This window comes from Nocardia sp. NPDC050717 (assembly GCF_040654275.1).
In the GTDB taxonomy this organism is placed as follows: Bacteria; Actinomycetota; Actinomycetes; order Mycobacteriales; family Mycobacteriaceae; genus Nocardia.
The window spans coordinates 35,864-58,800 of sequence record NZ_JBFAHR010000017.1 but is presented as its reverse complement, the minus strand read 5'-3'; the positions used below and the strand labels follow the sequence as shown (position 1 = coordinate 58,800).

The following is a 22,937-nucleotide window of genomic DNA, read 5'->3' as shown; positions in this document are numbered from 1 at the left end:
CGCTCAGTCGCGGTGGTGACGGGCCTCGTAGGCGACGCGTTCGGCCTCGGCGCGTTGCCGTTCGGCCGCGTCGGCCAGCTCGGGGTCGAGACCGTGGCTGACCAGCCGGTGCCGCCGGTAGACGTAGGTGAGCGCGACGGTGAAGTAGACCAGCGGCAGGTACAGCAGCGCCATCATCGACAGCCCGATCCACAGCGGGCCCGGCACCAGCAGGAACAGGCACAGCACCGGCACGACGGGCACGAGGAACCGCAGCAGGTAGCGGCGGGTGGCGCCGGGGCCGGTCAGGTCGGCCAGTACCCAGTCGGTCATCGACGGGGGCAGCGTGCCACCGGTGACGTAGCGCACGCGCTGCCAGAGGTTCGGGGTCGTGGCGTTCACAGGTGTTCCCTTTCCGTGGCCTGTCGCGCGGCCGCGTTCACCCGACCGAGGACATCACGTAGTTCTTCCAGATCCGCCAGGCTCACGCCGAGCCGGGCGACGACGGCGGGCGGGATCTGTTCGGCCCGTTCGCGCAGCGCCCGGCCCGCGTCGGTGAGGTCGATGAGCAGGGTGCGCTCGTCGTGCGGGTCGCGGCGGCGGGTGATGAGGCCGGCCGATTCGAGGCGCTTGAGCAGCGGCGAGAGGGTCGCCGAGTCGAGCTGGATCGCCTCGGCGACCGCCTTCACCGACATCGGCGCCTCGCCCCACAGGGCCAGCATCACCAGGTACTGCGGATGGGTGAGCCCCAGCGGTTCGAGCAGCGGCCGATAGACCGCGAGCACCGAGCGGTTGGCCACCGCCAGCGCGAAGCACACCTGCCGATCCAGTCGCAGGGGATCGTCCAGTTGCTGTTCCACGGGCCCGCTCCTTTCTTCGTCTACACAGCATTATGCCACTAACAGTTAGTGCATTAACTGTTAGTGGCATCACCGTGCAGGAAGAGGGCTTCAGTCCTCGTCGACCAGCGGCTCCCCCGCCGCGGCGCGGCGCACCTTCTCCCGGCCGTTGTCCTCCTCGGTGCGCCCCTGTCGCCAGTAGCCGGTGAAGGTGATCGCCCGCTTGTCCACGCCGCGCTCGCGGACGAGTTCGCGGCGCACGAGCTTCACCAAGTTCGCCTCACCGGAGATCCAGGCGTACGGCGCGCCACCGGGAAGCGTTGCGGCACAGACCGCCTCGACGACGGCGGCGCCGTGCGGGCGCGCGCCGCGGTGCACCCAGTCGATGTGCACGTCGCCGCGGGTCTCGAATCGCTGCTCGTCGTCGGGACCGGCCACCTCGATGTAGGCGCGCAGCACGGCCCCGGTCGCCAGCCGTTCCACGATGGCGCCGATCGCGGGGATGGCCGTCTCGTCGCCGACGAGCAGCTGCCAGTCCGGGTCGGGCGGCGGACAGTAGAGCGCGTGCGGCGGGCAGAGCAGCCCGATCTCGTCGCCCGGCGCCGCCGTCGACGCCCAGTCCGAGGCCGGGCCCGCGTGATCGGGATGCAGCGCGAAGTCGATGTCGAGCTCGCCCAGGTCCGGCCGCTGCGCCCGGACGGTGTAGGTGCGCATCGGCGGCCGGACCTCGTCGGGCATGCCGAGATAGCGCTGATACCAGCTCATCACGCCGCCCTCGGCCTCGATCGGCGGCGGCACGACGGGTCGCGCCTGTCCGGGCAGCGGGAAGAACACCTTCGTGTACTGATCCGGCCCGGTGTCGGTGAGTGCGGCGGAATCGGCACAGTCGAACGTGACCCGGACCATGCGCGGCGTCAGCCGCACCACCCGGCGCACCCGCATCGTCGCGTAGGCCATGGTCGGACGTTGCACAGCAGCGGAAGTCATTAGGTAAGCCTAACCTAGATGCCGTCTCGCGGCCATGACGAGACGGCGACCGAGCCACCGGTCGTCATTCCGGCCCGGGTTTCAGCGGGCGGCGCTCAGCGCGCGGAATCGCTCAGCGGTCGTCGGGGTCCGGCGGCAGCGCGAGGCCGGAGATCAGCTGCTCGACGACCGCGCGGGCTGACGCCGTGTCGGCGGGCGCGTCGGTGGCGGCCAGGAACTGGGCGGCCTCGTCGAGCGCGCCGACGAGTATCAAAGCCAGCGGCCGCACCGGCTGACGCCGGACCCGGCCCGCGGCCATGGCGCCGGCCAGCGCGTTCTCCACCAGGCCGATGGTGTGGCGCAGCTCGATCTCGCGCCACCGGCTCCAGCCGAGCACCGCGGGCGCGTCCAGCAGCGCGATGCGGCGCACGTCCGGCGCGGTGGACGCCTCGAGCCAGGCCAGGCAGCCGACGATCAGGCTCGCGATCGGATCGGCGGCCCGTGCCGCGGCGACCGCGGTGGCGATGACCTCCACCAGGTCGCGTTCGAGGTCTTCGAACACCGCCTCGAACAGGTCGCGCTTCTCGCTGAACTGGTGGTAGAGCGCGCCGCGGCTCACTCCGGCGGCCTCGGCGACCGCGATCGTGCTCACCGCGCCGTACCCGTGGCGCCCGAACAGTTCTCGCCCCGCGCGGACGACGGCGGCCCGGGTCGAGGCCGAGCGTTCGGCTTGGGTGCGGCGGTCTGGGGTCATGGCGACGTAGAAGTCTAGGCCAGGACCGCCTTGACCGCCCTCCGCGCGTCCGGGAACATTCAGTCATCCTGTTTGTATCTTGGAAAGGGCTCCGGCCATGTCCGATGCCACCAAAGATCTCTTCGAGCGCTACCACGCCTGCTGGGCCGACCGCGACCCCGACCGCATCGTCGAATTGCACACGCCCGACTCGGTGTTCCATCTGCACTCCGGCGGCACGCCCGCGCGGGGGCGCGACGAGATCCGCACCGCCGCCGCGGAGACCTTCGCCCTGGTCCCCGACCTGACCTTCACCCAGGTGAGCCTGCGGGTCGGCGACGATTTCTGGGTGGTGCAGTGGACACTGTCGGGCACGTCGGTGACCGGCGGCGCGGTCGACGTCGACATCGCCGACGTGGTGTTCGTGGACAACGGCGCGGTGCGCGAGAAGCACACCTACGTCGACGGCGTCGCGATGCAGGCCGCGCTGGCCGTGCCCGCCGAAACCGCCTGAGCCGCACCGGCTAGTCCAGGCAGAACTCGTTGCCCTCGGGGTCGGCCATGACGATGTGACCGAACCCGAGCGGCGGCTCCGGCTCGAATCGCGCGAGCCGGGTGGCCCCGAGGGCGAGCAGCCGCGCGCTCTCGGCTTCCAGCGCCGCCATCCGCTCCTCGCCGTGCAGTCCCGGCGCGACGCGCACGTCGAGGTGGAGGCGATTCTTGGCGGTCTTGCCCTCGGGCACCCGCTGGAAGAACACCCGCGGACCCGCGCCAGCGGGGTCCTCGATGGCCGAGCGTGTATTGCGCTGCTCCTCGGGCACCCCGGCGCGCGCGAGGAACTCGTCCCAGGCCGCCAGCGGATCGGCGCCGGCGGGCAGCTCCATCCCGGGCGGGGCCGGGTGCTCGTACCCCAGCACGTCGCGCCAGAAGCTCGACAGGGCGCGGGGGTCGGCGGCGTCGACGGTGATCTGCACGGTGCGGCTCATCGTATTCCTCCGTTCGCGTAGTCGATCGCGGAAACTATGGCGGTGGTGACGGTTTCGGGTGCCTCGACCATCACGAGGTGGCCCGCGTCGGCGACCTCGACGTCGCGCACCGGGCGCAAGGTCGCGTTCAGCGCCGCGCCCGCCCGCGCGGAGAGCACCTTGTTGCGCAGTCCCCAGATGGTGGTGACGGGCGGGAAATCGGCGGGTGGGACGAAGGAGTCGAGTTCGGCCAGGCGGGGGATCTCCCGGGAGATCGCGGCGGTGACCATCAGGCGCCGCGGCTCGGTCCACCGCCGGCGCAGATGCGCGACGGTCTCCCGCGTGTGCGCGCCGCCCGCGCCGAGTTGCTCGGCCACGATCAAGCCGGCGAGCGGGCCGGGCACGCGCACCCTCGCGAGGAGCCGGTCCAGCTGGACGTGCCTGCCGAGCACGGCCGCCCATCCGGTATGGGTGGGGCTCAGGGTCGCCGGGGTGAGCGGGCTGCTGAGCACCAGCGAGCGCACCAGTTCCGGGTGGCGGCGGGCGAACAGCAGGGCCAGCGCGCTGCCGAAACAGTGCCCCACCAGGGTGATGTCGCGCAGTCCCTTCGCCGCGACCAAGGCGTCGAGGACAGCCAGGTGCTTCGCCAGGGTGTAGCCGGTGTCGGGGGCGTCGGACTCGCCGTAGCCGAGCAGGTCGATCGCGATCACCTGGTGCGCGTAGCGCAGATCGTCGATCTGCGCACGCCAGATGGTGCGATCGCCACCGAGATTGTGCAGGAAGACGATCGGTGGCCCGAAGCCCTCCTCGTCATAGGCGATGGAGGTGCCGTCCACGTCGAGAAATGGCATCGCCGATGCCCCCTTCCAGGGCACGCACGCCGTCGTGCGCGTCCACCTCGACGCTAGCCGAACAGGGCGCCGATTTCCGGCCGATTCGCCTGATCATCGCTGTTTCGACACGGGCGGGCCGGGCATCCGGACGTTGCAGACCCGAGCACCACGATCAGGGAGGTCGCATGACCAACCACGCAGCGGGCGGCCCGTTCCGGCGCCATCGCCTCGCTCTCGCCCTCGCCGCCGTCGCTCTCGGACTCACCGCGTGCGGCACCAGTACCGAACCGGTGGACCCCGCCGCGCCGACGCCCAGCGACAAGCCCGAGGTCAGCCCGGCGGCCGCGACCGACCTGTGTGACATGCTGCGCGCGGAGATCGGCAACTGGCAGCAGCAGGGACCGACCGTCGCCCGGGTGTCCTACAACGGCACCGTGCACAACTGGGCACTGCGCCACGGCGCGGTCAATGTCGCGCTCACCAGGAACCGGGCCGTCCTCGACACCGTGACCAGCGAGCAGTGCCCCGACGTGCGCGATCAGGTGATCGCCGCACTCGACACCCCCGATCTCGCCACCGGCCTGCTCGGCTACTGAGGCGCGGATCGGGCGGAGGTGGTGCGGCGAACAAGTCTGCGGGGCCCATCCGCCGCACCACCGCCACGAACACTACCAATAATGTTGCCCCGCACCATAATTCGCGTGTAGCGCGAATATCGCCAGCTCCCGACACATTTCGAGACGGTAACGAAGCACTGGTACGGTGTCCGGGATCGCCGACAAGCGCAGGTAGGCGAGCACGGACAGGACCGGGCTCGTACACGTTCGCGTCGAATGGTGCAGCGGTACAACCACTTCGGCCGGACAACAGCGGCGAGACGGCTCGCCGGAAGGACCGGCGGGGTACCGGCCACCTGGATCTTCGGTCGGTGACGGCAAAGGAACCGATGACTCCGACACTCGCGGTCCTCCTGTTCGGTATCGCCACCCTGGTTCTGCTCGGCGCGGTGAGCGTCGCGGTGCTGGCGCTGCGCAACGAACGCCGGGTCCGCGCCCGGCTCGACGTGGCCGAACGCGAACTCTTCGCCCACGAGGAGGCGATGACCCGGCTCGTCGAGCTCACCCTGCCGCGCATCTCCGACGCGGTACGCCGCGACGTGGAGCCGGTGGTGACCGCGGAAGTGCCCGCCCCGCTGCAGGGTTCGCCGTTCGCGCAGAAACTCGCCAGGATCGCCGCCGCGCACGCCGAGGACCTGTACCGGCTGCGCCACGACACCGCCGCCGAGGTCGAGCGGGCCGCCGAGGAGCGCACCGTGGCGCTGGTCGAGTCCGCTGAGACCGCGGCGCGCGCCCAGGTCGCCGCCGACGCCCGCGCAGCCACCAGCAGCGCGGTGCGCGCGTTCGGCACCACCGTCGTCAGCCTCGGCGCCGATGTCGGCCAGGTGGTCAGCAACGCGCTGCGGGAGAATCGCAACGACGAGGTCTACGCGGTGCTGAGCCGCATCGATCACACAGTGCAGCAGATGATCCGGCAGGCCCAGTCCTACGTGATCGTCTCCGGCGGCCTGCCGGGCAGGCGCTGGCCGCAGCAGACCGTCACCGAGGTGATCGGCGGCGCGACCAGCCGCGTGCGCGACTACCTGCGGGTGCGGACGGGCAGCTGCGACCAGGTCATCGTCAGCCGAGCCGTGGAACCCCTCGTGCACACCGTGGCCACCCTGCTCGACAACGCGCTGCGGTATTCGCCGCCCTCGTCGTTCGTCGACATCAGCTTCCAGGAGGGCCATCACGGCGTCACCCTGATCATCGACGACGCGGGCGTGCGGATGAGTCAGGAGCAGATGGAGGAAGCGCGCCAGGTGCTGTCGGGTGAGCGGGTCGTCGACATCAACTCCCTCGGCCCCTCCCCCCGCGTCGGCTTCCCCGGCGTGGCCGCGCTGGCCCGCCGCTACGGCTTCGCCGCCTACGTCGACGGCCCCAACATCTACGGCGGCACCCGCGCGATGGTCTTCATCCCGGCGGCGCTGCTGGTGAGCGCGGCCGAACTGCGCCGCCCCGAACTCGAGCAGCCCGAACCGGAGCCCGAGCCCGCGACACCGGAACCCGCCGCGCCGGTGGCAGCACCCGAGCCCGCGCCGGAACCCGTCGCCGTGGCGCTGCCCGAACCGGAGACCACCGGACGGCACCGGCCACCGGCCGAGGCACCCGCCGCCGAGACCTCGATCGGCGACTACGCCAGGACCACCGGCGGGCTGCCGAAGCGGCGGCGCCGCGGCGTCACCCCGCTCGACGAACGCACCGACACCGCGGAGAACCCCGGCAGGCCGGAACTGGCCGCCGCCTGGCACAGCGGTTCCCGGCTCGGCCGCGCCGCGGCCGAGCAATCGACGGAAGGACAGGACATCCGATGAGCACCCCGATCGCCGACAGCACCAACCGCCTCGCCTGGTTACTCGACGGTCTAGAGCTCGACGGGGTCCGCTTCTCGGTCCTGCTGTCCGACGACGGGTTACGCATGGCCCACTCCCCCGGCATCACCCGCGACGAGGCCGAGCGCTTCGCCGCCGCCGCCTCTGGCCTGCGCTCGCTGGGCAAGGCGCTCGGCGAGTTCTGCGGTCCGGCGGGAAACCCCGTGCGCCAGAACATGACCGAGTACGACAACGGCATGATCCTGATCACCTCGGCGGGCGCGGGCGCGCAGCTCGGCGTCGCCACCACCAGCGAGGTCGACCTCGCGCTGGTCGCGCACCGGATGAACGAACTGGCCACCCGGGTCGGGCGGGAACTGGGCGTGGCGCCGCGGCACGAAGGCGCGCGCCATGACTCCTGATCACGCAGCCCCCACCCTGGTTCCCTCGAGAGGAGAACACGCCGTGCCGCTGGAAGCCGCGCCGCACCCCGATCCCACCCGTTTCCCGGTCACCCCGGATTCGCGCGACGGCCAGGACCGGGTCCCGCTGTACTCACCGGAGTTCGCCGCCGACCCGCAGAGCGCCTACCGGGCGATGCGCGACCGCTGGGGTTCGCTGGTGCCCGTCGACCTGGTACCCGGTGTCCCCGCCACCCTGGTGATCGGATACCGCACCGCGGTACAGATCCTCAACGACCCCGACCACTTCCCCGCCGACCCGCGGATGTGGCAGCGCGGCATCCCGGTGGACTGCCCCGTTTACCCGATGATGCGCTACCGCCCCAACGCGATCCGGACCAGCGGCGCCGAACACGTGCGCTACCGCCAGGCCACGGTCGCCGGGCTGGCGGGCGTCGACCTGTACCGCCTGCACCGCACGGTGGAACAGATCGCCATGCCCGTGATCAACGGGTTCTGCACCGACGGTTCGGCGGACCTGTTGGGCCAGTACGCCTATCCGGTGATCTTCGCGACGATCAACGCGATGCTCGGTGTGCCCGACGACCTCGGCGGCGACATCGCCACCGGCATGGGGCAGATGTTCGAGGGCGGCGAGACCGCGGTGCGCGGCGCGCAGATGATGGAGAACGCGCTCTACGACGTGATCCGGCTCAAGCAACGCGAGCCGGGCGACGACATCGCCACCCGCCTGGTGCAGCACCCCCAGCAGCTCAACGACGAGGAGCTGATGAACCAGCTGCTCACCATGTACGGCGCCGGGATCGAGCCGATGCTCAACCTGATCCTCAACACCATCCGGCTGATGCTCACCGACCACCGCTTCGCTGGCAGCCTGCTCGGTGGCAGCCTGTCGACCCGCGACGCGCTCGACGAGGTGCTCTACACCGACCCGCCGATGGCCAACTTCTGCACCACCTACCCGCGGCAGCCGATCCTGGTCGACGACGTGTGGCTGCCCGCCCACCAACCGGTGGTGATCAGCATGGCCGCCTGCAACAACGATCCCTCGATCGGCACCGGCGACTTCCTGGACAACCGCGCCCATCTGGCCTGGAGCACCGGCCCGCACGGCTGCCCGGCGAAGTCGCCCGCCTATCTGATCGCCCAGGAGGCGATCGACCAGCTGCTCGACGCGCTGCCCGAGCTGGAGCTGGCGGTGCCCGAGAGCGAATTGGTGTGGCGCCCAGGGCCGTTCCACCGCGCGCTGGCCGGGCTGCCGGTGCGGTTCCCGAAGACGCCGCCCCTGGCGATGCCCGCGAGCTGACCGCGGTCCCGCTCGGCCACCCGGCCGAGCGGGACCGTTCGCGCTATGCGCCGTGCAGGTGCACCGGCAGGCGGGCGTGCCCGTTGGAGATGAAGCTGGGCACGGTGCCCAGCTCGGCGACCGGCGCCGCGAAGCGCATGTCGGGGAACCGCTCGAACAGCGCGGGCAGCGAGACCAGCGCCTCGAGCCGGGCCAGCGGCGCGCCGAGGCAGTGGTGGGCGCCGTGGCCGAACGCCTGGTGCGACTTGTCCGCCCGCGTCGGGTCGAACTCGTCGGCGGTCGCGCCGTGCCGGGCGGGATCGCGCCCGGTTCCGGCGTAGCTGGCCAGAATGGCCTCGCCCTGCGCGATGCGCACACCGTCGATCTCGATGTCGGACACCGCGAAACGCAGCGGCAGGTGCGCTACCGGCGACTCGTACCGCAGGGTCTCCTCCACCAGATCCGCCCAGGTGATCTCGCCGCCGCGCACCTTCGCCAGCACCTCGGGCCGGGTCAGCAGAGCGGTGATGGCCTGGTCGAGCAGGTTGACCGTGGTCTCGTGGCCCGCCGAGATGACCAGCAGCAGGGTGCCGATCAGCTCCTCCTCGGTGAGCTTGCCGTCCTCGTCCTCGTCGCGCTGGGAGACGAGCAGGCTGGTCATGTCGTCACCGGGCTGCTCGCGGCGCAGCGCGACGAGTTCGCCGAGGATCCGGTACATCTCCATGTAGTTGGCCTGCGACTGTTCCGGCGTGAGCGTGGTGTCGAAGATGCCGTCGACACAGGTGCGCAGGCCGGGGCCGAGCGATTCCGGCACGCCCATCAGTTCCGAGATCACCTGGATCGGCAGCGGGTACGCGAAACCCTCACGCAGATCGACGGTTTCGCCCGCCGGCGTGGCGGCCAGCGCGTCCAGCAGCTCGGTGGTGATCCGCTCGACCTGGGCGCGCATGGCCTCGGTGCGGCGCGCGGTGAACGCGGGCGCCACCAGCCGGCGCAGGCGCCGGTGCTCGGAACCGTAGGCGGTGAACATGTTCGACACCGCGACCCACAGGTACAGCGGCCAGTCCGGCGGGATCTCCCCGGCGACGAACGCGGGCCAGTGCTGGGAGGCGTCCTTGGACACGCGGGGGTCGATGAGCAGCTTCTCCAGCAGCGCGGCGTCGGTGATCGACCACGCCTCCACCCCACCGGGCAACTCCACCCTGGTGGCAGGGCCCTGCGCACGGATGCGCGTGATCTCGCCCTGGATGTCTTCCCCCGTCGGATCGATTACCAACCGATTCGCTACCGATTCCACCATGAAACCTCTCGATCACCGGTGTTCCCACCGATCCCAGTGCAGGCGATCGCATCGAAACATCTTGCAATACCGAATCTTCCGATTCGGTTAGCGATGCTACCGGTCACCCTGCGCCGTCGCAGCGAGTCGGGCCGAACTCCGAGACCGACCAGTCGGACCTCGACGGACCTAGGAGGCCTCCTCGACGAGGGCGTTCGCACCCTCGGCGGATTGGATGCGCAGGGCGAACCGGAAGCCGCAGGCGGTGTCGAGCGAGGCGGTGCTCCGGTCGGCGGCGGGGACGGTACGGACGTCGATGCTGACGTCGAGGTCGTCGAGGCCCGCGTGGAAGCTCTCCGCCATCCAGAACTCGGCGTGCGCCGCGGTGCGTCCGGCCAGGACATCATCGGATTCGGGCTGGAAGTCGCTGTGGCGCACACAGATCGGGGTGTGGCCGTCGGAGTCGGGCGGCAGGTAGAGCACGACGGGACCGTGCATCTCGGTCAGCAACCGCAGCAGCCTGCCGGCGTCCTCGGTGGTGGCCACCGCCCGGTGACGGTGGGCCGGGTTGCGGATGTGCGGCGGGCGTTCGCGGTGTGCGGACCCGGCGTGGTTCGGCATGGTGCGCTCCTTGCAGATCGTCGACTGGTCGTGTTCGCCAGACACTATGGGTGGCCAAGGTTGGTCCAAGGTTGGTCCAGGGTCGGTGCGGAATCCTGCGGCGTCCGCGGTGTTGTCACGGGTATGACCCCGACACCGGCTTCGGTCCGCTTCTCGATCCTGGATCGCTCGCGCGTACGGCGTGGGCAGTCCGCTGCCGACGCACTGCGCGAGACCGTCGATTTCGCGATTCTCGCGCAGCGGTGGGGATTTCACCGATTCTGGGTCGCCGAGCACCATAGCGTGCCCGGGGTCGCCGGGACGAGTCCCACCGTGCTGGCGGCCGCGGTGGCGGCGGCGACCACCCGGATCAGGGTCGGCACCGGCGGGGTGATGCTGCCCAATCACCGGCCGCTGGTCGTGGCCGAGCAGTTCGGCGTGCTGGGCGCGCTGTTTCCCGGCCGCGTCGACATGGGCCTCGGCCGCTCGGTGGGCTTCACCGACGGCGTCCGGCGGGCACTGGGCCACGATCTCGCGGACGCCGAGGATTTCGACGCCGACCTGGCCGAGCTGCTCGACTATTTCGACCACGGCCGCGCCGGGGTGCACGCCGAAGCCGCCGAGGGCGCCCGGATCCCGGCCTTTCTGCTGGCGACCGGCGCGGGCGCCGAGCGGGCGGCGCGGTTCGGGCTGCCGCTGGTGATCGCCCCGGTCGGCGGCCCGGACGCGATGGCGCGGGCGATCGAGCGCTACCGGGCCGGGTTCCGGCCGTCCGCGCGAGCCGAGGCGCCCTACGTCGTGGTGTCGGCGACGGTCATGATCGCCGATTCGGCCGAACAGGCGCACCGGCTGCTGCTCCCCGAGGCCTGGGCGAGCGCCTACTCGCGCACGCGCGGCGAGTTCCCCGCATTGATTCCACCGGAGGACGTCGGGACGATGGCGATGACCGCGCGCGAGCGGGACCTGTTCACCCAGGCGCTCGGCGACCAGATCCACGGCACCGAGGACGACGTGGCCGAGGCGCTGGAGGACCTGATCACCCGCACCGGCGCCGACGAGATCCTGGTCCACACGAGCACTTTCGACCGCGCGGCCCGCCGGGAATCGCACGAGCGGCTGGCCCGGCTGGTCGGCCTCGCCGCCGGGTGATCATTCGCCGCGACGAAATTCCCCCGGATCGTTTGTCTCGCAAAACAACCCGTGCCGAATTCGACAGAAATTCGCGCGATCCCGGTCCCGTGACGTCCCTCACGCCGAAACCGCCATTCCGGGTATCCCGCGTCGGCGGCGGACCGCGACACCGCGGTTAACTGCACGCTTGCCATACCGCCATGTCATTCACCCTCACGCTCGTCCATGCCACCATCCCATGATTTGCTCTGTCACCCGAATCGCGGCGCACAGTTGTGAAGACGCACAGAAGTCGCGGTGCGCGAGCGACTTTCACCACAACCGCGACACTCCTACTGTCCGGTAACGTCCACCGGCATCACCGGTCGCCAGTGACGTCGCCGCGTCCGCCCGATGTATTCAGGAGTTCCCGTGTCGCATTCACGTTTCGAGTCGCTCGGCGCATATCTTCCGTCGAATATCGTCTCCACCGCGGAATTGATTTCGCGATTGAAAGTTCCGCCCTCGTTCGATCTGGAGAAGATCACCGGGATCAAGGAGCGCCGGTTCCGCGACACCCGCCCCGGCAGCGTCGAGGACTCCTTCGCACTCGCCATGGCCGCGGCGCGGGACTGCCTGTCGCGGTCGCGGTACGGGGCCGCGGAACTGGACGTGATCATCTCCTGTTCGATCACCCGCAGCAATCAGGGCACCCGCATGTACCTGGAGCCCTCCTTCGCCTCGACGATCGCGGGCGCCCTCGGCGCCGAGCAGGCGATCACCTTCGACGTGTCCAACGCCTGCGCCGGCATGCTCACCGGCACCTACCTGCTCGACCGGCTGATCAGGGACGGCGTGGTCCGCAACGGCATGGTGGTCAGCGGTGAGGCGATCACGCCGATCGCCGAGACCGCCGTCGAGGAGATCTCGGAGAAGTACGACCTGCAGTTCGCGTCGCTGTCGGTGGGCGACTCGGGCTGCGCGGTGGTGCTGGACCAGGCCACCGACGAATCCGACATGATCCACTACGTCGAATTGTTCACCGCCGCCGAGCATTCGCACCTGTGCCTCGGCATGCCGAGCGACAAGTCCGCCGGGATCGCCCTGTACACCGACAACCGCAAGATGCACAACGAGGCCAGGTTCCTGCTGTGGCCGGACGCCCAGCGCGACTTCCTCGACGAGCGCGGGGCCGGCTTCGCCCATGAGAGCTTCGACTACATCATCCACCACCAGTTCGGCGCCGCGGCCGTGCCGTACCTCAACGCGGTCGCCGCCCGCGAGTTCGGTACGCCGATGCCGCCGGACCTGAACGTGATCGAGAAGTACGGAAACACCTCGACCACCTCGCATTTCATCGTGCTGCACGATCAGCTCGCCGCGGAGAACATCGCGGCGGGTTCGAAACTGCTGATGGTTCCCGCCGCCTCGGGCGTCGTCGCGGGATTCCTGTCCACCACCATTTCTTCGCTGAAGGTCTGAGGTTTCGTCATGGGCGTGTGTATCCGAGCAACCGGCACCGGCGCGGGCGCCGCGAGCCACAGCATCGTCGAGCTGAGCGGCCGTGCCGCACGAGAAGCGGTGCGGCGGGCCGAGATTCGTCCCGACCAGGTGGGCGTGCTGATCAACACCGGCGTCTTCCGCGACGCCAACACCATGGAACCCGCCGTCGCGGCGCTGATCCAGAAGGCGGCAGGCATCGGGCTCGACTACACCCGGAACGATCGGCGCACCTTCTCCTTCGATCTCATGAACGGCGCCGTGGGGGTGCTCAACGCCGTCCAGGTCGCCTCCTCGGTGCTGCGCACCGGCGGCACCGAGCACGTGCTGATCGTCGCGGGCGACACCCATCCCTCGCTCACCCGGTCGGCGGCGGATGCCGAATTCCCCTACGCCGCGACCGGTGCCGCGCTGCTGCTCGAACAGGTCGACGGGCCCGAAGGATTCGGGCCGGTGCACCTCACCCGCTCGTCGGGCAGTCCCGCGGAGCTGGCCTACGTCGACGTCGCGACCATGGGCACCGTCGGCCGCGGCCTGATGACCGTCGAGCGCGACGACGATTTCGAGGACCGGATCCTGGGGGTCGCCACCGAGGTCGCCCGCACGGCGCTCGCCGAGACTCCCGTCGAGGTCGCCGATCTCGCGCTGATCGCCTCGACGCCGACCCCGCACTTCCCGAAACGGCTCGCCGACGCCCTCGGCATCGACCAGCACGCGGTGCGCGTCCCCGATCTGACCGACGGCGACCCGCACACCGCCGCGCTGCCCCTGGCCTACGACCGCGCGCTCGCCGAAGGCTCGCTCGCGGGCCGCACCCATGTGCTGTTCGTCGCGGCGGGCGCCGGACCGTCGGCCGCGGCCGCGCTGTATCGCCTCCCCGCGGAGCCGCGCGCGTGAGCACCGCGACGTACTGGCAGCCCATCGACGGCTTCCGCCGCTTCGCCGCCGCGGAACCCGACCGCGCCGCGGTGATCTACCCGGACGGCACGACCGCCGCGGGGACGCCGGACTACCGGCGGATCACCTACCGCGAGCTGGATCGCTGGTCGGACACCATCGCCGAGCAGCTCACCGCGGCCGGCGTCGGCAGCGGGACCCGCACGATCGTGCTGGTGCTGCCGAGCCCGGAGCTGTACGCGATCCTGTTCGGGCTGTTGAAGATCGGCGCGGTGCCGGTGGTGATCGACCCGGGCATGGGGGTGCGCCGGATGGTGCACTGCCTGCGCGCCGTCGAGGCCGAGGCGTTCATCGGCATCCCGCAGGCCCACGCCGTGCGGGTGCTGTTCGCGCGCAGCTTCCGTCAGGTGCGCACCACCCTCACGGTCGGGCGGCGCTGGTTCTGGGGCGGCCCGGCCCTGCGGGACTGGGGCCGGAACCCCGCCGGACCGCTGCCCGAGCGGGTGCCCGCCGCACCGGAGGATCTGCTGATCATCGGTTTCACCACCGGCAGCACCGGGCCCGCCAAGGCGGTCGAGCTGACCCACGGCAACCTCGCCGCCATGGTGGAGCAGGTGCACGCGGCCCGCGGGAACACACCGCCGGACACCTCGCTGATCACCCTGCCGCTCGTGGGTGTGCTCGACCTGCTGCTCGGATCGCGCTGTGTGCTGCCACCGCTGATCCCGAGCAAGGTCGGGTCCACCGATCCCGCGCAGGTCGTCGACGCCATCCGGACCTTCGGGGTGCGGACGCTGTTCGCCTCCCCCGCGGTGCTCATTCCGCTGCTGGCGCATCTGCGCGCGCACCCGGTCGAGCTGAGTACGGTCGCCAGCGTCTTCTCCGGCGGCGCGCCCGTCCCCGACTGGTGTGTGGCGGGACTGCGTGAGGTGCTCGGACCCGACGCCGAGATCTACGCGGGCTACGGCTCCACCGAGGCGCTGCCCATGTCGACCATCGAATCCCGCGAACTCCTCGACGGTCTGGTCGAGCGGGCCAGGCGGGGTGAGGGGACCTGTATCGGCCGCCCGGCCGACCGGGTCGAGGTGCGGCTGCTCCCCGTCACCGACGATCCGGTGCCCACCTGGGACGGTGTCGAGAGCCCGCGCGGTCCCGGCGCGGTCGGTGAGATCGTCGTCGCCGGACCGAATGTCAGCACCCGGTACTACTGGCCCGCGGCGGCGAACGCGGCGGGCAAGATCGCCGACGGTGACCGGATCTGGCACCGCACCGGCGATCTGGGCTGGATCGACGAGCAGGGCCGGATCTGGTTCTGCGGCCGCAAGAGTCAGCGCGTGCGGACCGCGCGCGGGCCGATGTTCACCGTGCAGGTGGAGCAGGTGTTCAACGCGGTGGACGGGGTCGCGCGCAGCGCGCTGGTCGGCGTCGGATCGCCCGGTGCGCAGCGCCCCGTGCTGTGTGTCGAACTGGAGCCGGGCGCCGACCGCACCGCCACGCTGACCCGATTGCGCACCCGCGCCACCGAATTCGAGACCGTCGAGCCGATCACGGAGTTCCTGGTGCATCCGCGCTTCCCGGTGGACATCCGGCACAACGCCAAGATCGGGCGCGAGCAGCTCGCCCGCTGGGCGACGAAACAGGTGGAGGCGAAGCGATGAGGGTGCTGGTCACCGGCGCGTCCGGTTTCCTCGGCGGCGCGATCACGCGCGCCCTGGTCGCCGACGGGACTCACGAGGTGTCGATCCTGGTGCGGCCCACCAGCGTGCTCGACGATCTCGGCGCCGCGCGCGAGCGGGTGCGGCTGGTGTACGGCGATCTCGCCGACCCGGCCTCGCTGCGCGATGCCGCCGTGGGCGTCGACGTGGTGATCCACAGCGCGGCGCGGGTCGACGAACGGGGCACCAGGTCCCGCTTCTGGCTCGAGAACGTGCGCGCCACCGAGGAATTGCTGGCCGCCGCCCGGCGCGGCGGGGCGAGCCGTTTCGTGTTCATCTCCAGCCCCAGCGCCCTGATGGATCGCGACGGTGGCGACCAGCTCGACGTCGACGAGTCGCTGCCGTATCCGAGCCGGTATCTCAATCACTACTCCGAGACCAAGGCGGCCGCCGAACGCGCGGTCCTCGCGGCGAACACCCCGGAGTTCACCACGCTCGCGCTGCGCCCGCGCGCCATCTGGGGCGCGGGTGACCGGTCGGGTCCCATCGTGCGGCTGCTCGGCCGGACGGCGGCGGGCCGGCTGCCCGACCTGTCCGCCGGGCGGACGGTGCTGGCCTCGCTGTGCCATGTCGACAACATCGTGCGCGCGTGCGAGCTGGCGCTCACCGCGACGGCCGTCGGCGGGAAGCCGTACTTCATCGCCGACGCCGAGCGGACCGACGTCTGGGGATTCCTCGGCGAGGTCGCCACCCGGCTCGGCTACCAGCCACCCACGCGGCGCCCGAATCCGCGCGTGCTCGCCGCCGTTGTCGCCGCGATCGAGACGGTGTGGCGGATTCCGGCGGTGGCGACGCGCTGGTCACCGCCGCTGTCGCGCTACGCCGTCGCGCTGATGACCCGCAGCGCCACCTACGACACCGCCGCCGCGCGCCGCGATCTCGGCTACGCACCGGTGACCGATCGTGACACCGGGCTCGCCGCATTCCTGAGCTGGCTCGAGACGAGCGGCGGCATCGAGTCGCTCACCGCCGACCTGCGATAGTCACCGCCCGATCCTTCCGGAGGCAAACATGAACGGCGGCAGCGTCTTCCGTCGACCGATCTCGACCACCGAGCGCATGTACTTCCCCATGCGGGAACTCGCGCCACCGTTTCTCATGCAGCTGGTCATCCCCGGGGACGGCGAGATCGACCCGGAGCGCTTGCGCCGGGCGGTGGCCACCGCGGCGGCCGTCACGCCCGGCGCCCGCCTGGTGCGGCGCGGCACCGACTGGGTCGACAGCGGCATCGCGCCCGCTGTGCGGGTGGTGCCGGGACACGTGCTGTGGGCGCCGGAACTCGAGACCGATCCCGTGCTCACCAGCCCGATCGGCCCCACCCCCGAGTCCACCGTGGAGGTGCTGCTGCTCACGGGCGCACCGGTGACCCTGATCTTCCGGGTCTTCCACGGCGTGATGGACGGCATGGGCATGATGCTGTGGGCGACCAACGTCCTGCGCGCCCTGCGCGGGGAGGACCCGGTCCCCCAGCGTGACCCGATCGCCGACCAGGAACTCGTGGGGCGGCTCGGCGCTCCCGGCAAGCCGACACCGATGGTGCCCCGGTACCGCAGCGCGGTCGGCGCGGGCAGGCAGCGGCGGGGCGCGCCCCGGCATCTGTTGCGGCACCGGCGGATCGAGGCGGCGGGGCCGGGCGCGCTCGCGCGGGTCTGCGCGCTGCTGGCCGCCGAGACCCGGGGTCCGTCGCGGATCATGATGCCGGTCGACCTGCGCAGGCACGATCCCGCGCTGCGCTCGACGGCCAATCTCGCGCTGCCGCTGTTCCTCGATCTGACGCCGGGCCAGGGCTGGACCGAGGTCAAGAACCACATCAAGTCCGGACTCGGGGCCGATCGCGAACTGAATCAGCTGGCGAACACCCGGATCACGCTGGTCCCCGACGCGGTGAACCGGGGCATCCTGCACACGACCAACTGGCTGGGCGCGCGGGCCGGCCGGAATCTGGCCTCGGCCACTGTGTCACACATGGGCCGCAGCGGCGCCGACGAACTCGCGGTGCCCGGCTTCCGGCCCACCGGGTTGTTCGTGCTGCCGCAGCACAGCGTCGCGATGCCCCTGCTGTTCGGGCTCACCGAATTCGACGGGCACACCGAACTCACGGTGTCGGCCCGCAACGGCGCGGGCATCGAGACGCGGCTGGAGGCTCTCCTCGACCGGATCGTCGCGATGCTGGAATCCGAACTACGCGACGGGAATCCGGTGACCGGGGAATGTGCCGGGCAGCTCGGTCAGTGACCCGATGACATGGATGCCGGGCCGGATGTCGGTGCGGCCACGAAGGTTCCCGCGATCCAGCCAGCAGGCGTGCAGACCGGCGTCGTGCGCGCCGACCGCGTCGACGGCGTACCGGTCACCGACGTAGGCGACCTCGCCCGGATCGAGCTCGAGCAGCGCGCAGCCGGCGTGGAAGATGCTCGCGTCGGGCTTCCCCGCGCCGTGTTCCTCGCTGCACACCATCCGGTCCCCGAAATAGGACAGCAGGCCGACGGCTTCGAGCTTGCGACGCTGCGGCGGCACTGCCGCGTTCGAGACGACGCCGAGCCGGAACGCGGGCGCCAGGGTTTCCAGCAGCGGCGCGGCGTCGGGGAAAGCCGCCCAGGCCGCGCGGCGGTGCGCGGTGTAGGCGTCGAACCAGGCGAGCGCGTCGGCCTCGGGAATGTCGGCGGGCGCGGTGCGCCACAGGTGCGCCAGGAACGCGCGCGCCCGGGCCAGCCGCTGGCCGGTGAAATCCACCTCGCCCCGGACGAACCGGGGGTACTCGGTCTCGGTGATCCCGTGCCACAGCGCCACCGCGGCGGCGGGGTCGGGGAACCGGTCGAGCAGGTCGTCGTGGCGCAACTGCGCGAGCAGACCCGCCGCGTCGGAGGCCGAGTAGTCGAACAACGTGTCGTCGACATCGAACAGCACACCCCGGATCGGCACGGCACACTCCTTCGTCTCGGCGCGCTTCGAGCATGGCACAGGCCCGAAATCCCTGGCGATGCCGGCCGCCGAAATATTCCTTGACTTGAATATTCACTATCGGGAATACTTACTTGCGTGGAAGCGACAGCAGCAGCACTCGCAGACGCCGCGCGGTGGCGCATCGTGGAACTCCTTGCCGAGCGCCCGCGTTCGGTCGGCGAACTGGCCGAGCTCACCGGCCTGCGCCAGCCGCAGACCACCAAACACCTGCAGACCCTCGCCAAGGCGGAGCTGGTCACGGTGTTCCCGCTCGGGCAGCGGCGGGTCTACGCCCTGGAGGCGGCGCCGCTGCGCGCGCTCGACCACCGGCTGCGCGCACTGCTGGACACCGTCGCCGCGCACGCCGACGAACGCGACGTGGTCGAGCGCTACCGCGCGGCCATCGAGGCCGAAACCCGTGCCGCCGAACAGGATCGGTGGGCCGACGGGCGCACGTTCACCTTCGAGCGCGTGCTGGCCGCACCGGCCGCGACGGTGTGGCGGTACTGGGTCGACGCCGATCTGCTCGGTGCGTGGTGGGCCCCGCCGTCGATGACCGTCACCGCCTGCGTCCTCGAGCCGGTCCCCGGCGGCCGCGCGATCCTCGACTATCGCGACGCCGACGGTCACGTCTACGCCTCGACCGGACAGGTCCGGCGCGCCGACGATCCTGGGCACCTCGTGTTCGACCTCTCGGTTCTGGACGACACCGGCGCGATCTCGTTCACCGGCCACTACGACCTCACCCTCGACCAGCGTGCCGACGGCACACACCTGCGCGTCGACCTGACCATCACCGACACCGCCGTCGCCGCCGCGCCCCACATCGCCGGCATCGCGACCGGCTGGGGCCAGGTGCTCGACAACCTCACCGACACCCTCGATCTCGACCAGCGGAAGGACCGCAGCTCATGACCACCCGACTCGTCACCGCCAACCTCGGCCTCACCCTCGACGGCCGCTACCACGGCCCCGGCGGCCCCACCGACGCCGGCGCGATCGTCCGCTACGCCACGACCGAGGTCGCCCGCGACCACCTGACCCGGGTCTGGGAGAACGCCACGACGGCCGTCCTCGGCCGCCGCAACGCCGAGGGGTTCCTCGCATACTGGCCGACGGTCGCCGCCGACGACACCGCCGACCCACGCGACCGCGCCTACGCGAAGTGGCTGATCGAGACGGAGAAGGTGGTCCTGTCGACCACTCTGGCCGCCGCGCCGTGGGAGCATGCCCGCGTGGTGAACGCGCCCGCCGCCGAGGTGATCGCCGCGCTCCGGGCCGAGGGTGACGGGGAGATCCTCGTCAACAGCAGCCCCACCGTCATCAAGGATCTGCTGGCCGCCGACCTCGTCGACCGGCTGCATCTGCTGATCACCCCCGAGATCGCCGGCGGCGGTGCGCGGCTGTTCGACGACGGCCTGCCGGGGTCGTCGTGGCGGGTGGCCCGCCACGACGTCGGCGACCTCGGCGAGGTCGCCGTGCGCTACGACCGGGTGCGCTGAGGCACCCCCAGATCGCGCAGCGCGTCGAGCAGGAACGCGTCGACGAGGTCGGTCCGCTCGAGCTGTACCAGGTGTCCCGCCTTCGGGACACGGACCACCGCACGCAGATCCGTGACGTTCGCGCGCAGCGTGGCGAGCGGATCGCGGCCGCTGAAACCCTCCATGTCGGGGTCGTTCTCGCCGTACAGGAAGTAGGTGGGCACCTCGATCTTCGCTCCGGCGAAGGCCTCGGTGAGTGCCCAGTTGCGGTCGAGGTTGCGGTACCAGTTCAGGCCGCCGGTGAAGCCGGTGCGTTCGAATTCCGTGGCCACGGTGTCGAATTCGGCCTCGCTGAGCCAGGGCCACGGCAGGTCCGGCGCCTTCGGCAGCACGTCGAGATAGCCGAGCCCCGGCGGGTTCTGCCAGGTGTCGAGGTAGTGGTAGTCGCCGGAGAGCGAATAGTAGACGCGGGCGAGGAATTCGCGCGGCCGGGCGGCCAGCTCGGCGTCGGCCACGCCGGGCTCCTGGAAGTAGGCCAGGTGCAGGAAGTGCCGCTGCGCCGCCTTGGTCCAGAATTCCGAGGGCGCGCGCGGCGGACGTGGCGAGAACGGATTGTTCAGCACCGCGGCCGCCGCCACCCGCCCCGGCTCGCGCAGCGCCAGCTCCCACACCAGCTGGGCGCCGAAGTCGAGGCCGACGAAGACCGCCTGCTCGGCGCCGAGATCGTCGAGCAGTGCCAGCAGGTCACCGATGACCGCCGCGTTGGTATAGGCCGCGATGTCGGCGGGCGCGTCGGTGCGGCCGTACCCGCGCAGATCGGGCGCGACGGCCCGGTAGCCCGCCGCGGCGACGGCGGCGAGCTGGCGGTGCCAGAGGAACGAGGTGTGCGGGAAGCCGTGGCAGAACACCACCGGAAAGCCCTGTCCCTGTTCGGTGACGTGCATCCGGACACCGCCGGTGTCGAGGAATCGTTGGGTCAGCTCCACTACCGTCTCCCATTTCTAGAACGTGTTCCTATTTTGACGGTAGTGTCTGGAGGTCATGAGCGGAACACCCGAGATTCTCGGCGGCCGGGTCGCGGTCGTCACCGGCGCCAGTCGCGGCATCGGCAAAGGCATCGCGCTGGAACTGGGCGCGGCCGGGGCGACGGTGTACGTGACCGGCCGCACCACCGCCGCGGGCAGACTGCCCGGCACGGTGCACGACACCGCGGCGGAGGTCACCGCACTGGGCGGGCGCGGCGTGGCGGTGGTCTGCGACCACAGCGACGACGCGGCGGTCGAGAAGCTGTTCAGCCAGGTCCGCGAGGAGCAGGGCCGCCTGGACGTGCTGGTGAACAACGTCTACAACTCCCCCGCCGCCGCGCGCTGGCTCGGCCGCAAGTTCTGGGACGTGCCGGCGAAGGCCTGGGACGAGACCTTCGACATCGGCGTGCGCTCACACTATGTCGCCAGCGTGTTCGCGGCGCCGCTGCTGATCGACTCGGCGGGCCTGATCGTCAACGTCTCCTCACCCGGCGCCGAGCGCTACATGCACAATGCCGTGTACGGCGTGGCCAAGACGGCCCTGGACCGGCTCACCGCCGATCTGGCCCGCGACCTCGACGGCACCGGCGCCACGGCGGTCTCGATCTGGCCCGGCATCGTGAACACCGAACTGCTGCAACTGATCCCGGCCGACGCCAACGGCCGCCGCGAGGTCACCCTGCCCGGCGAGGGCACCTTCGACCTCGACGCCGCCGAGTCGCCCCGTTTCCCCGGTCGCGCCGTCGTCGCCCTGGCCGCCGATCCCGCGCGCGGCGCCCGTGCCGGGAAGGCGTGGAAGGTCGCCGACCTGGCCGTGGACTACGGATTCACCGATGTCGACGGGCGCGTGCCACGCGCCGACTGAGACGGTCGGAACCAGCCGTTTCTCCCCTGGAAATACATGAGACAGTGCGTTACATTTAGATCAGGGACCCGCCCATACACCGGCGATCCTTGTGACGATGGAGAGAAACAATGACGTTCTCGAAGACCGCGACCAGCAATCCCGCCTACGCCGACACCCTCGCGACACTGTCGGAGGGATCGGTGCACCGCCGGTTCGACCCCTTCCTCGACATCGACTGGGACTCCCCCGAGTTCGCCGTCGATCGCGACGATCCGCGCTGGGTGCTCTCGCCCGAACTCGACCCGCTCGGCGCCACGCGCTGGTACCAGGAGCTGCCGCTCGAACGGCAGATCGAGATCGGCCGATGGCGACAGGCCAACGCCGCCAAGGTCGGGCTGGCCTTCGAATCCATCCTCATCCGCGGCATGATGCAGTACGCGATGGCGCTGCCCAACGGCTCGCCCGAATTCCGCTACTGCCTGCACGAGATGACCGAGGAGTGCAACCACATCCAGATGTTCCAGGAGCTGGTGAACCGCATCGGTGACGACGTTCCCGGCATGCGGCCCCTGTTCCGGATCGCCTCCCCGTTCATCGGCGTCGCGGGCGGCTACTTCTGGGTGATCCTGTTCATCGGCATCCTCGGCGGCGAGGAACCGATCGACCACTATCAGAAGGCGCTGATCCGCTCGGGCAGCGCCACCCAGCCGACGCTGCTGCGGATCATGGAGATCCACATCGCCGAGGAGGCGCGCCACATCAGCTTCGCCAACGAGTTCCTGCGCACCCACCTGGCGCGGATGAACCCGGTGAGCACGGCGGTCTGCGCGGTCGCGTTCCCGATCGCGATGCGCTGGCTCGCCGACGAACTGGTGAAGCCGCCGAAATCCTTCGCGCGCAGGTTCGACATTCCCGACGAGGTGTTCGCCGACGCGTTCTGGCGCAGCCCCACCAGCCGCAAGATCCTCAGCGGCTTCTTCGGCGACATGCGCGCGCTGGCCGACGAACTCGGGCTGATGAACCCCGTGACCAGGCCGCTGTGGAAGCTGCTGAAGATCGACGGCGACAACGCCCGCTACCGCAGCGAACCCCTGCGCCGGATGGCCTGATC

Annotated in this window: 25 protein-coding genes; 15 read left to right on the top strand and 10 right to left on the bottom strand. The window is 70.8% G+C overall.

The genetic code is table 11. The features are described 5' to 3' along the window. Positions 1-3 precede the first annotated feature (3 nt). The 4 genes from AB0H56_RS27305 to AB0H56_RS27290 form a co-directional block, all read right to left on the bottom strand. Positions 4-381: a DUF5313 family protein gene (locus AB0H56_RS27305; RefSeq protein ID WP_357168417.1), complete on the bottom strand. Its 378-nt coding sequence runs from the start codon at positions 379-381 to the stop codon at positions 4-6. Further along, positions 378-839: a MarR family transcriptional regulator gene (locus tag AB0H56_RS27300; RefSeq protein ID WP_357168415.1), complete on the bottom strand. Its 462-nt coding sequence runs from the start codon at positions 837-839 to the stop codon at positions 378-380. Before AB0H56_RS27300 ends, AB0H56_RS27305 begins: the two co-directional genes overlap by 4 nt. A 90-nt stretch (positions 840-929) precedes the next feature. Next, positions 930-1,805: a siderophore-interacting protein gene (locus tag AB0H56_RS27295; protein ID WP_357168413.1), complete on the bottom strand. Its 876-nt coding sequence runs from the start codon at positions 1,803-1,805 to the stop codon at positions 930-932. A 112-nt stretch (positions 1,806-1,917) separates the two neighbouring features. After that, complete coding sequence (locus AB0H56_RS27290) at positions 1,918-2,538, bottom strand: TetR/AcrR family transcriptional regulator (protein ID WP_357168411.1); 621 nt, start codon at positions 2,536-2,538, stop codon at positions 1,918-1,920. Between the two features lie 97 nt (positions 2,539-2,635). Here AB0H56_RS27290 and AB0H56_RS27285 point away from each other — a divergent pair, with 97 nt between their 5' ends. Beyond that, complete coding sequence (locus AB0H56_RS27285; RefSeq protein WP_357168409.1) at positions 2,636-3,031, top strand: nuclear transport factor 2 family protein; 396 nt, start codon at positions 2,636-2,638, stop codon at positions 3,029-3,031. Positions 3,032-3,041: 10 nt separating this feature from the next. Here the strand turns inward: AB0H56_RS27285 and AB0H56_RS27280 are convergent, their stop codons facing one another. Together AB0H56_RS27280 and AB0H56_RS27275 are read right to left on the bottom strand one after the other, a co-directional pair. Further along, positions 3,042-3,503 carry a VOC family protein gene (locus tag AB0H56_RS27280; protein ID WP_357168407.1) on the bottom strand — a complete coding sequence of 154 codons (462 nt, stop codon included), beginning with the start codon at positions 3,501-3,503 and terminating at the stop codon, positions 3,042-3,044. Then, positions 3,500-4,333: an alpha/beta fold hydrolase gene (locus AB0H56_RS27275; RefSeq protein ID WP_357168406.1), complete on the bottom strand. Its 834-nt coding sequence runs from the start codon at positions 4,331-4,333 to the stop codon at positions 3,500-3,502. Before AB0H56_RS27275 ends, AB0H56_RS27280 begins: the two co-directional genes overlap by 4 nt. 167 nt (positions 4,334-4,500) lie before the next feature. Here AB0H56_RS27275 and AB0H56_RS27270 point away from each other — a divergent pair, with 167 nt between their 5' ends. From AB0H56_RS27270 to AB0H56_RS27255, 4 genes are all read left to right on the top strand, one after another. Then, entirely contained in the window at positions 4,501-4,911 is a 411-nt protein-coding gene (locus AB0H56_RS27270) for a hypothetical protein (protein ID WP_357168404.1), read from the top strand. Positions 4,912-5,261: 350 nt separating this feature from the next. Beyond that, positions 5,262-6,725, top strand: coding sequence for an ATP-binding protein (locus tag AB0H56_RS27265; protein ID WP_357168402.1), 1,464 nt, complete (start codon positions 5,262-5,264; stop codon positions 6,723-6,725). Beyond that, complete coding sequence (locus AB0H56_RS27260; protein ID WP_280303048.1) at positions 6,722-7,144, top strand: roadblock/LC7 domain-containing protein; 423 nt, start codon at positions 6,722-6,724, stop codon at positions 7,142-7,144. The genes AB0H56_RS27265 and AB0H56_RS27260 overlap by 4 nt, the downstream gene beginning before the upstream one ends. 49 nt (positions 7,145-7,193) lie before the next feature. Then, a complete protein-coding gene (locus AB0H56_RS27255) occupies positions 7,194-8,450 on the top strand; it encodes a cytochrome P450 (protein ID WP_357168508.1) in 1,257 nt (418 codons plus the stop codon). A 43-nt stretch (positions 8,451-8,493) separates the two neighbouring features. On the opposite strand, the gene AB0H56_RS27250 is transcribed toward AB0H56_RS27255, so the two are convergent. Continuing rightward, on the bottom strand, positions 8,494-9,729 hold the full coding sequence (locus AB0H56_RS27250; protein WP_357168400.1) for a cytochrome P450: 1,236 nt from the start codon (positions 9,727-9,729) through the stop codon (positions 8,494-8,496). A gap of 168 nt (positions 9,730-9,897) precedes the next feature. After that, the gene (locus AB0H56_RS27245) at positions 9,898-10,329 is read right to left on the bottom strand and encodes a DUF779 domain-containing protein (protein WP_357168398.1); all 432 of its coding nucleotides are present in this window, start codon (positions 10,327-10,329) and stop codon (positions 9,898-9,900) included. Between the two features lie 123 nt (positions 10,330-10,452). On the opposite strand from AB0H56_RS27245, the gene AB0H56_RS27240 reads away from it, so the two are divergent. The 6 genes from AB0H56_RS27240 (at position 10,453) to AB0H56_RS27215 (ending at position 17,765) form a co-directional block, all read left to right on the top strand. Next, positions 10,453-11,457: an LLM class flavin-dependent oxidoreductase gene (locus AB0H56_RS27240; RefSeq protein ID WP_357168396.1), complete on the top strand. Its 1,005-nt coding sequence runs from the start codon at positions 10,453-10,455 to the stop codon at positions 11,455-11,457. Positions 11,458-11,850: 393 nt separating this feature from the next. Continuing rightward, on the top strand, positions 11,851-12,900 hold the full coding sequence (locus tag AB0H56_RS27235) for a 3-oxoacyl-[acyl-carrier-protein] synthase III C-terminal domain-containing protein (RefSeq protein ID WP_357168394.1): 1,050 nt from the start codon (positions 11,851-11,853) through the stop codon (positions 12,898-12,900). A 9-nt stretch (positions 12,901-12,909) separates the two neighbouring features. Continuing rightward, complete coding sequence (locus AB0H56_RS27230; protein ID WP_357168392.1) at positions 12,910-13,815, top strand: hypothetical protein; 906 nt, start codon at positions 12,910-12,912, stop codon at positions 13,813-13,815. Next, positions 13,812-15,473, top strand: a complete 1,662-nt coding sequence (locus AB0H56_RS27225) for a fatty acid CoA ligase family protein (protein WP_357168390.1) — start codon at positions 13,812-13,814, stop codon at positions 15,471-15,473. Before AB0H56_RS27230 ends, AB0H56_RS27225 begins: the two co-directional genes overlap by 4 nt. Then, the gene (locus AB0H56_RS27220) at positions 15,470-16,513 is read left to right on the top strand and encodes an NAD-dependent epimerase/dehydratase family protein (RefSeq protein WP_357168388.1); all 1,044 of its coding nucleotides are present in this window, start codon (positions 15,470-15,472) and stop codon (positions 16,511-16,513) included. The genes AB0H56_RS27225 and AB0H56_RS27220 overlap by 4 nt, the downstream gene beginning before the upstream one ends. 28 nt (positions 16,514-16,541) lie before the next feature. Then, on the top strand, positions 16,542-17,765 hold the full coding sequence (locus tag AB0H56_RS27215; RefSeq protein WP_357168386.1) for a peptide synthetase: 1,224 nt from the start codon (positions 16,542-16,544) through the stop codon (positions 17,763-17,765). Here AB0H56_RS27215 and AB0H56_RS27210 read toward each other — a convergent pair. Next, positions 17,712-18,452, bottom strand: a complete 741-nt coding sequence (locus AB0H56_RS27210) for an HAD family hydrolase (protein ID WP_357168384.1) — start codon at positions 18,450-18,452, stop codon at positions 17,712-17,714. The two genes, AB0H56_RS27215 and AB0H56_RS27210, sit on opposite strands and share 54 nt — an antisense overlap. Positions 18,453-18,569: 117 nt before the next feature. Here AB0H56_RS27210 and AB0H56_RS27205 point away from each other — a divergent pair, with 117 nt between their 5' ends. Both AB0H56_RS27205 and AB0H56_RS27200 read left to right on the top strand, forming a co-directional pair. Then, a complete protein-coding gene (locus AB0H56_RS27205; protein ID WP_357168382.1) occupies positions 18,570-19,388 on the top strand; it encodes a metalloregulator ArsR/SmtB family transcription factor in 819 nt (272 codons plus the stop codon). Then, positions 19,385-19,975, top strand: a complete 591-nt coding sequence (locus tag AB0H56_RS27200; protein WP_357168380.1) for a dihydrofolate reductase family protein — start codon at positions 19,385-19,387, stop codon at positions 19,973-19,975. The genes AB0H56_RS27205 and AB0H56_RS27200 overlap by 4 nt, the downstream gene beginning before the upstream one ends. Here the strand turns inward: AB0H56_RS27200 and AB0H56_RS27195 are convergent. Beyond that, positions 19,957-20,940: an alpha/beta hydrolase gene (locus AB0H56_RS27195; RefSeq protein WP_357168378.1), complete on the bottom strand. Its 984-nt coding sequence runs from the start codon at positions 20,938-20,940 to the stop codon at positions 19,957-19,959. The two genes, AB0H56_RS27200 and AB0H56_RS27195, sit on opposite strands and share 19 nt — an antisense overlap. Positions 20,941-20,995: 55 nt before the next feature. Here AB0H56_RS27195 and AB0H56_RS27190 point away from each other — a divergent pair, with 55 nt between their 5' ends. Both AB0H56_RS27190 and AB0H56_RS27185 read left to right on the top strand, forming a co-directional pair. Next, the gene (locus tag AB0H56_RS27190) at positions 20,996-21,844 is read left to right on the top strand and encodes an SDR family NAD(P)-dependent oxidoreductase (protein ID WP_357168376.1); all 849 of its coding nucleotides are present in this window, start codon (positions 20,996-20,998) and stop codon (positions 21,842-21,844) included. Positions 21,845-21,954: 110 nt separating this feature from the next. Then, positions 21,955-22,935, top strand: coding sequence for a diiron oxygenase (locus AB0H56_RS27185; RefSeq protein ID WP_357168374.1), 981 nt, complete (start codon positions 21,955-21,957; stop codon positions 22,933-22,935). Positions 22,936-22,937: the final 2 nt, after the last annotated feature.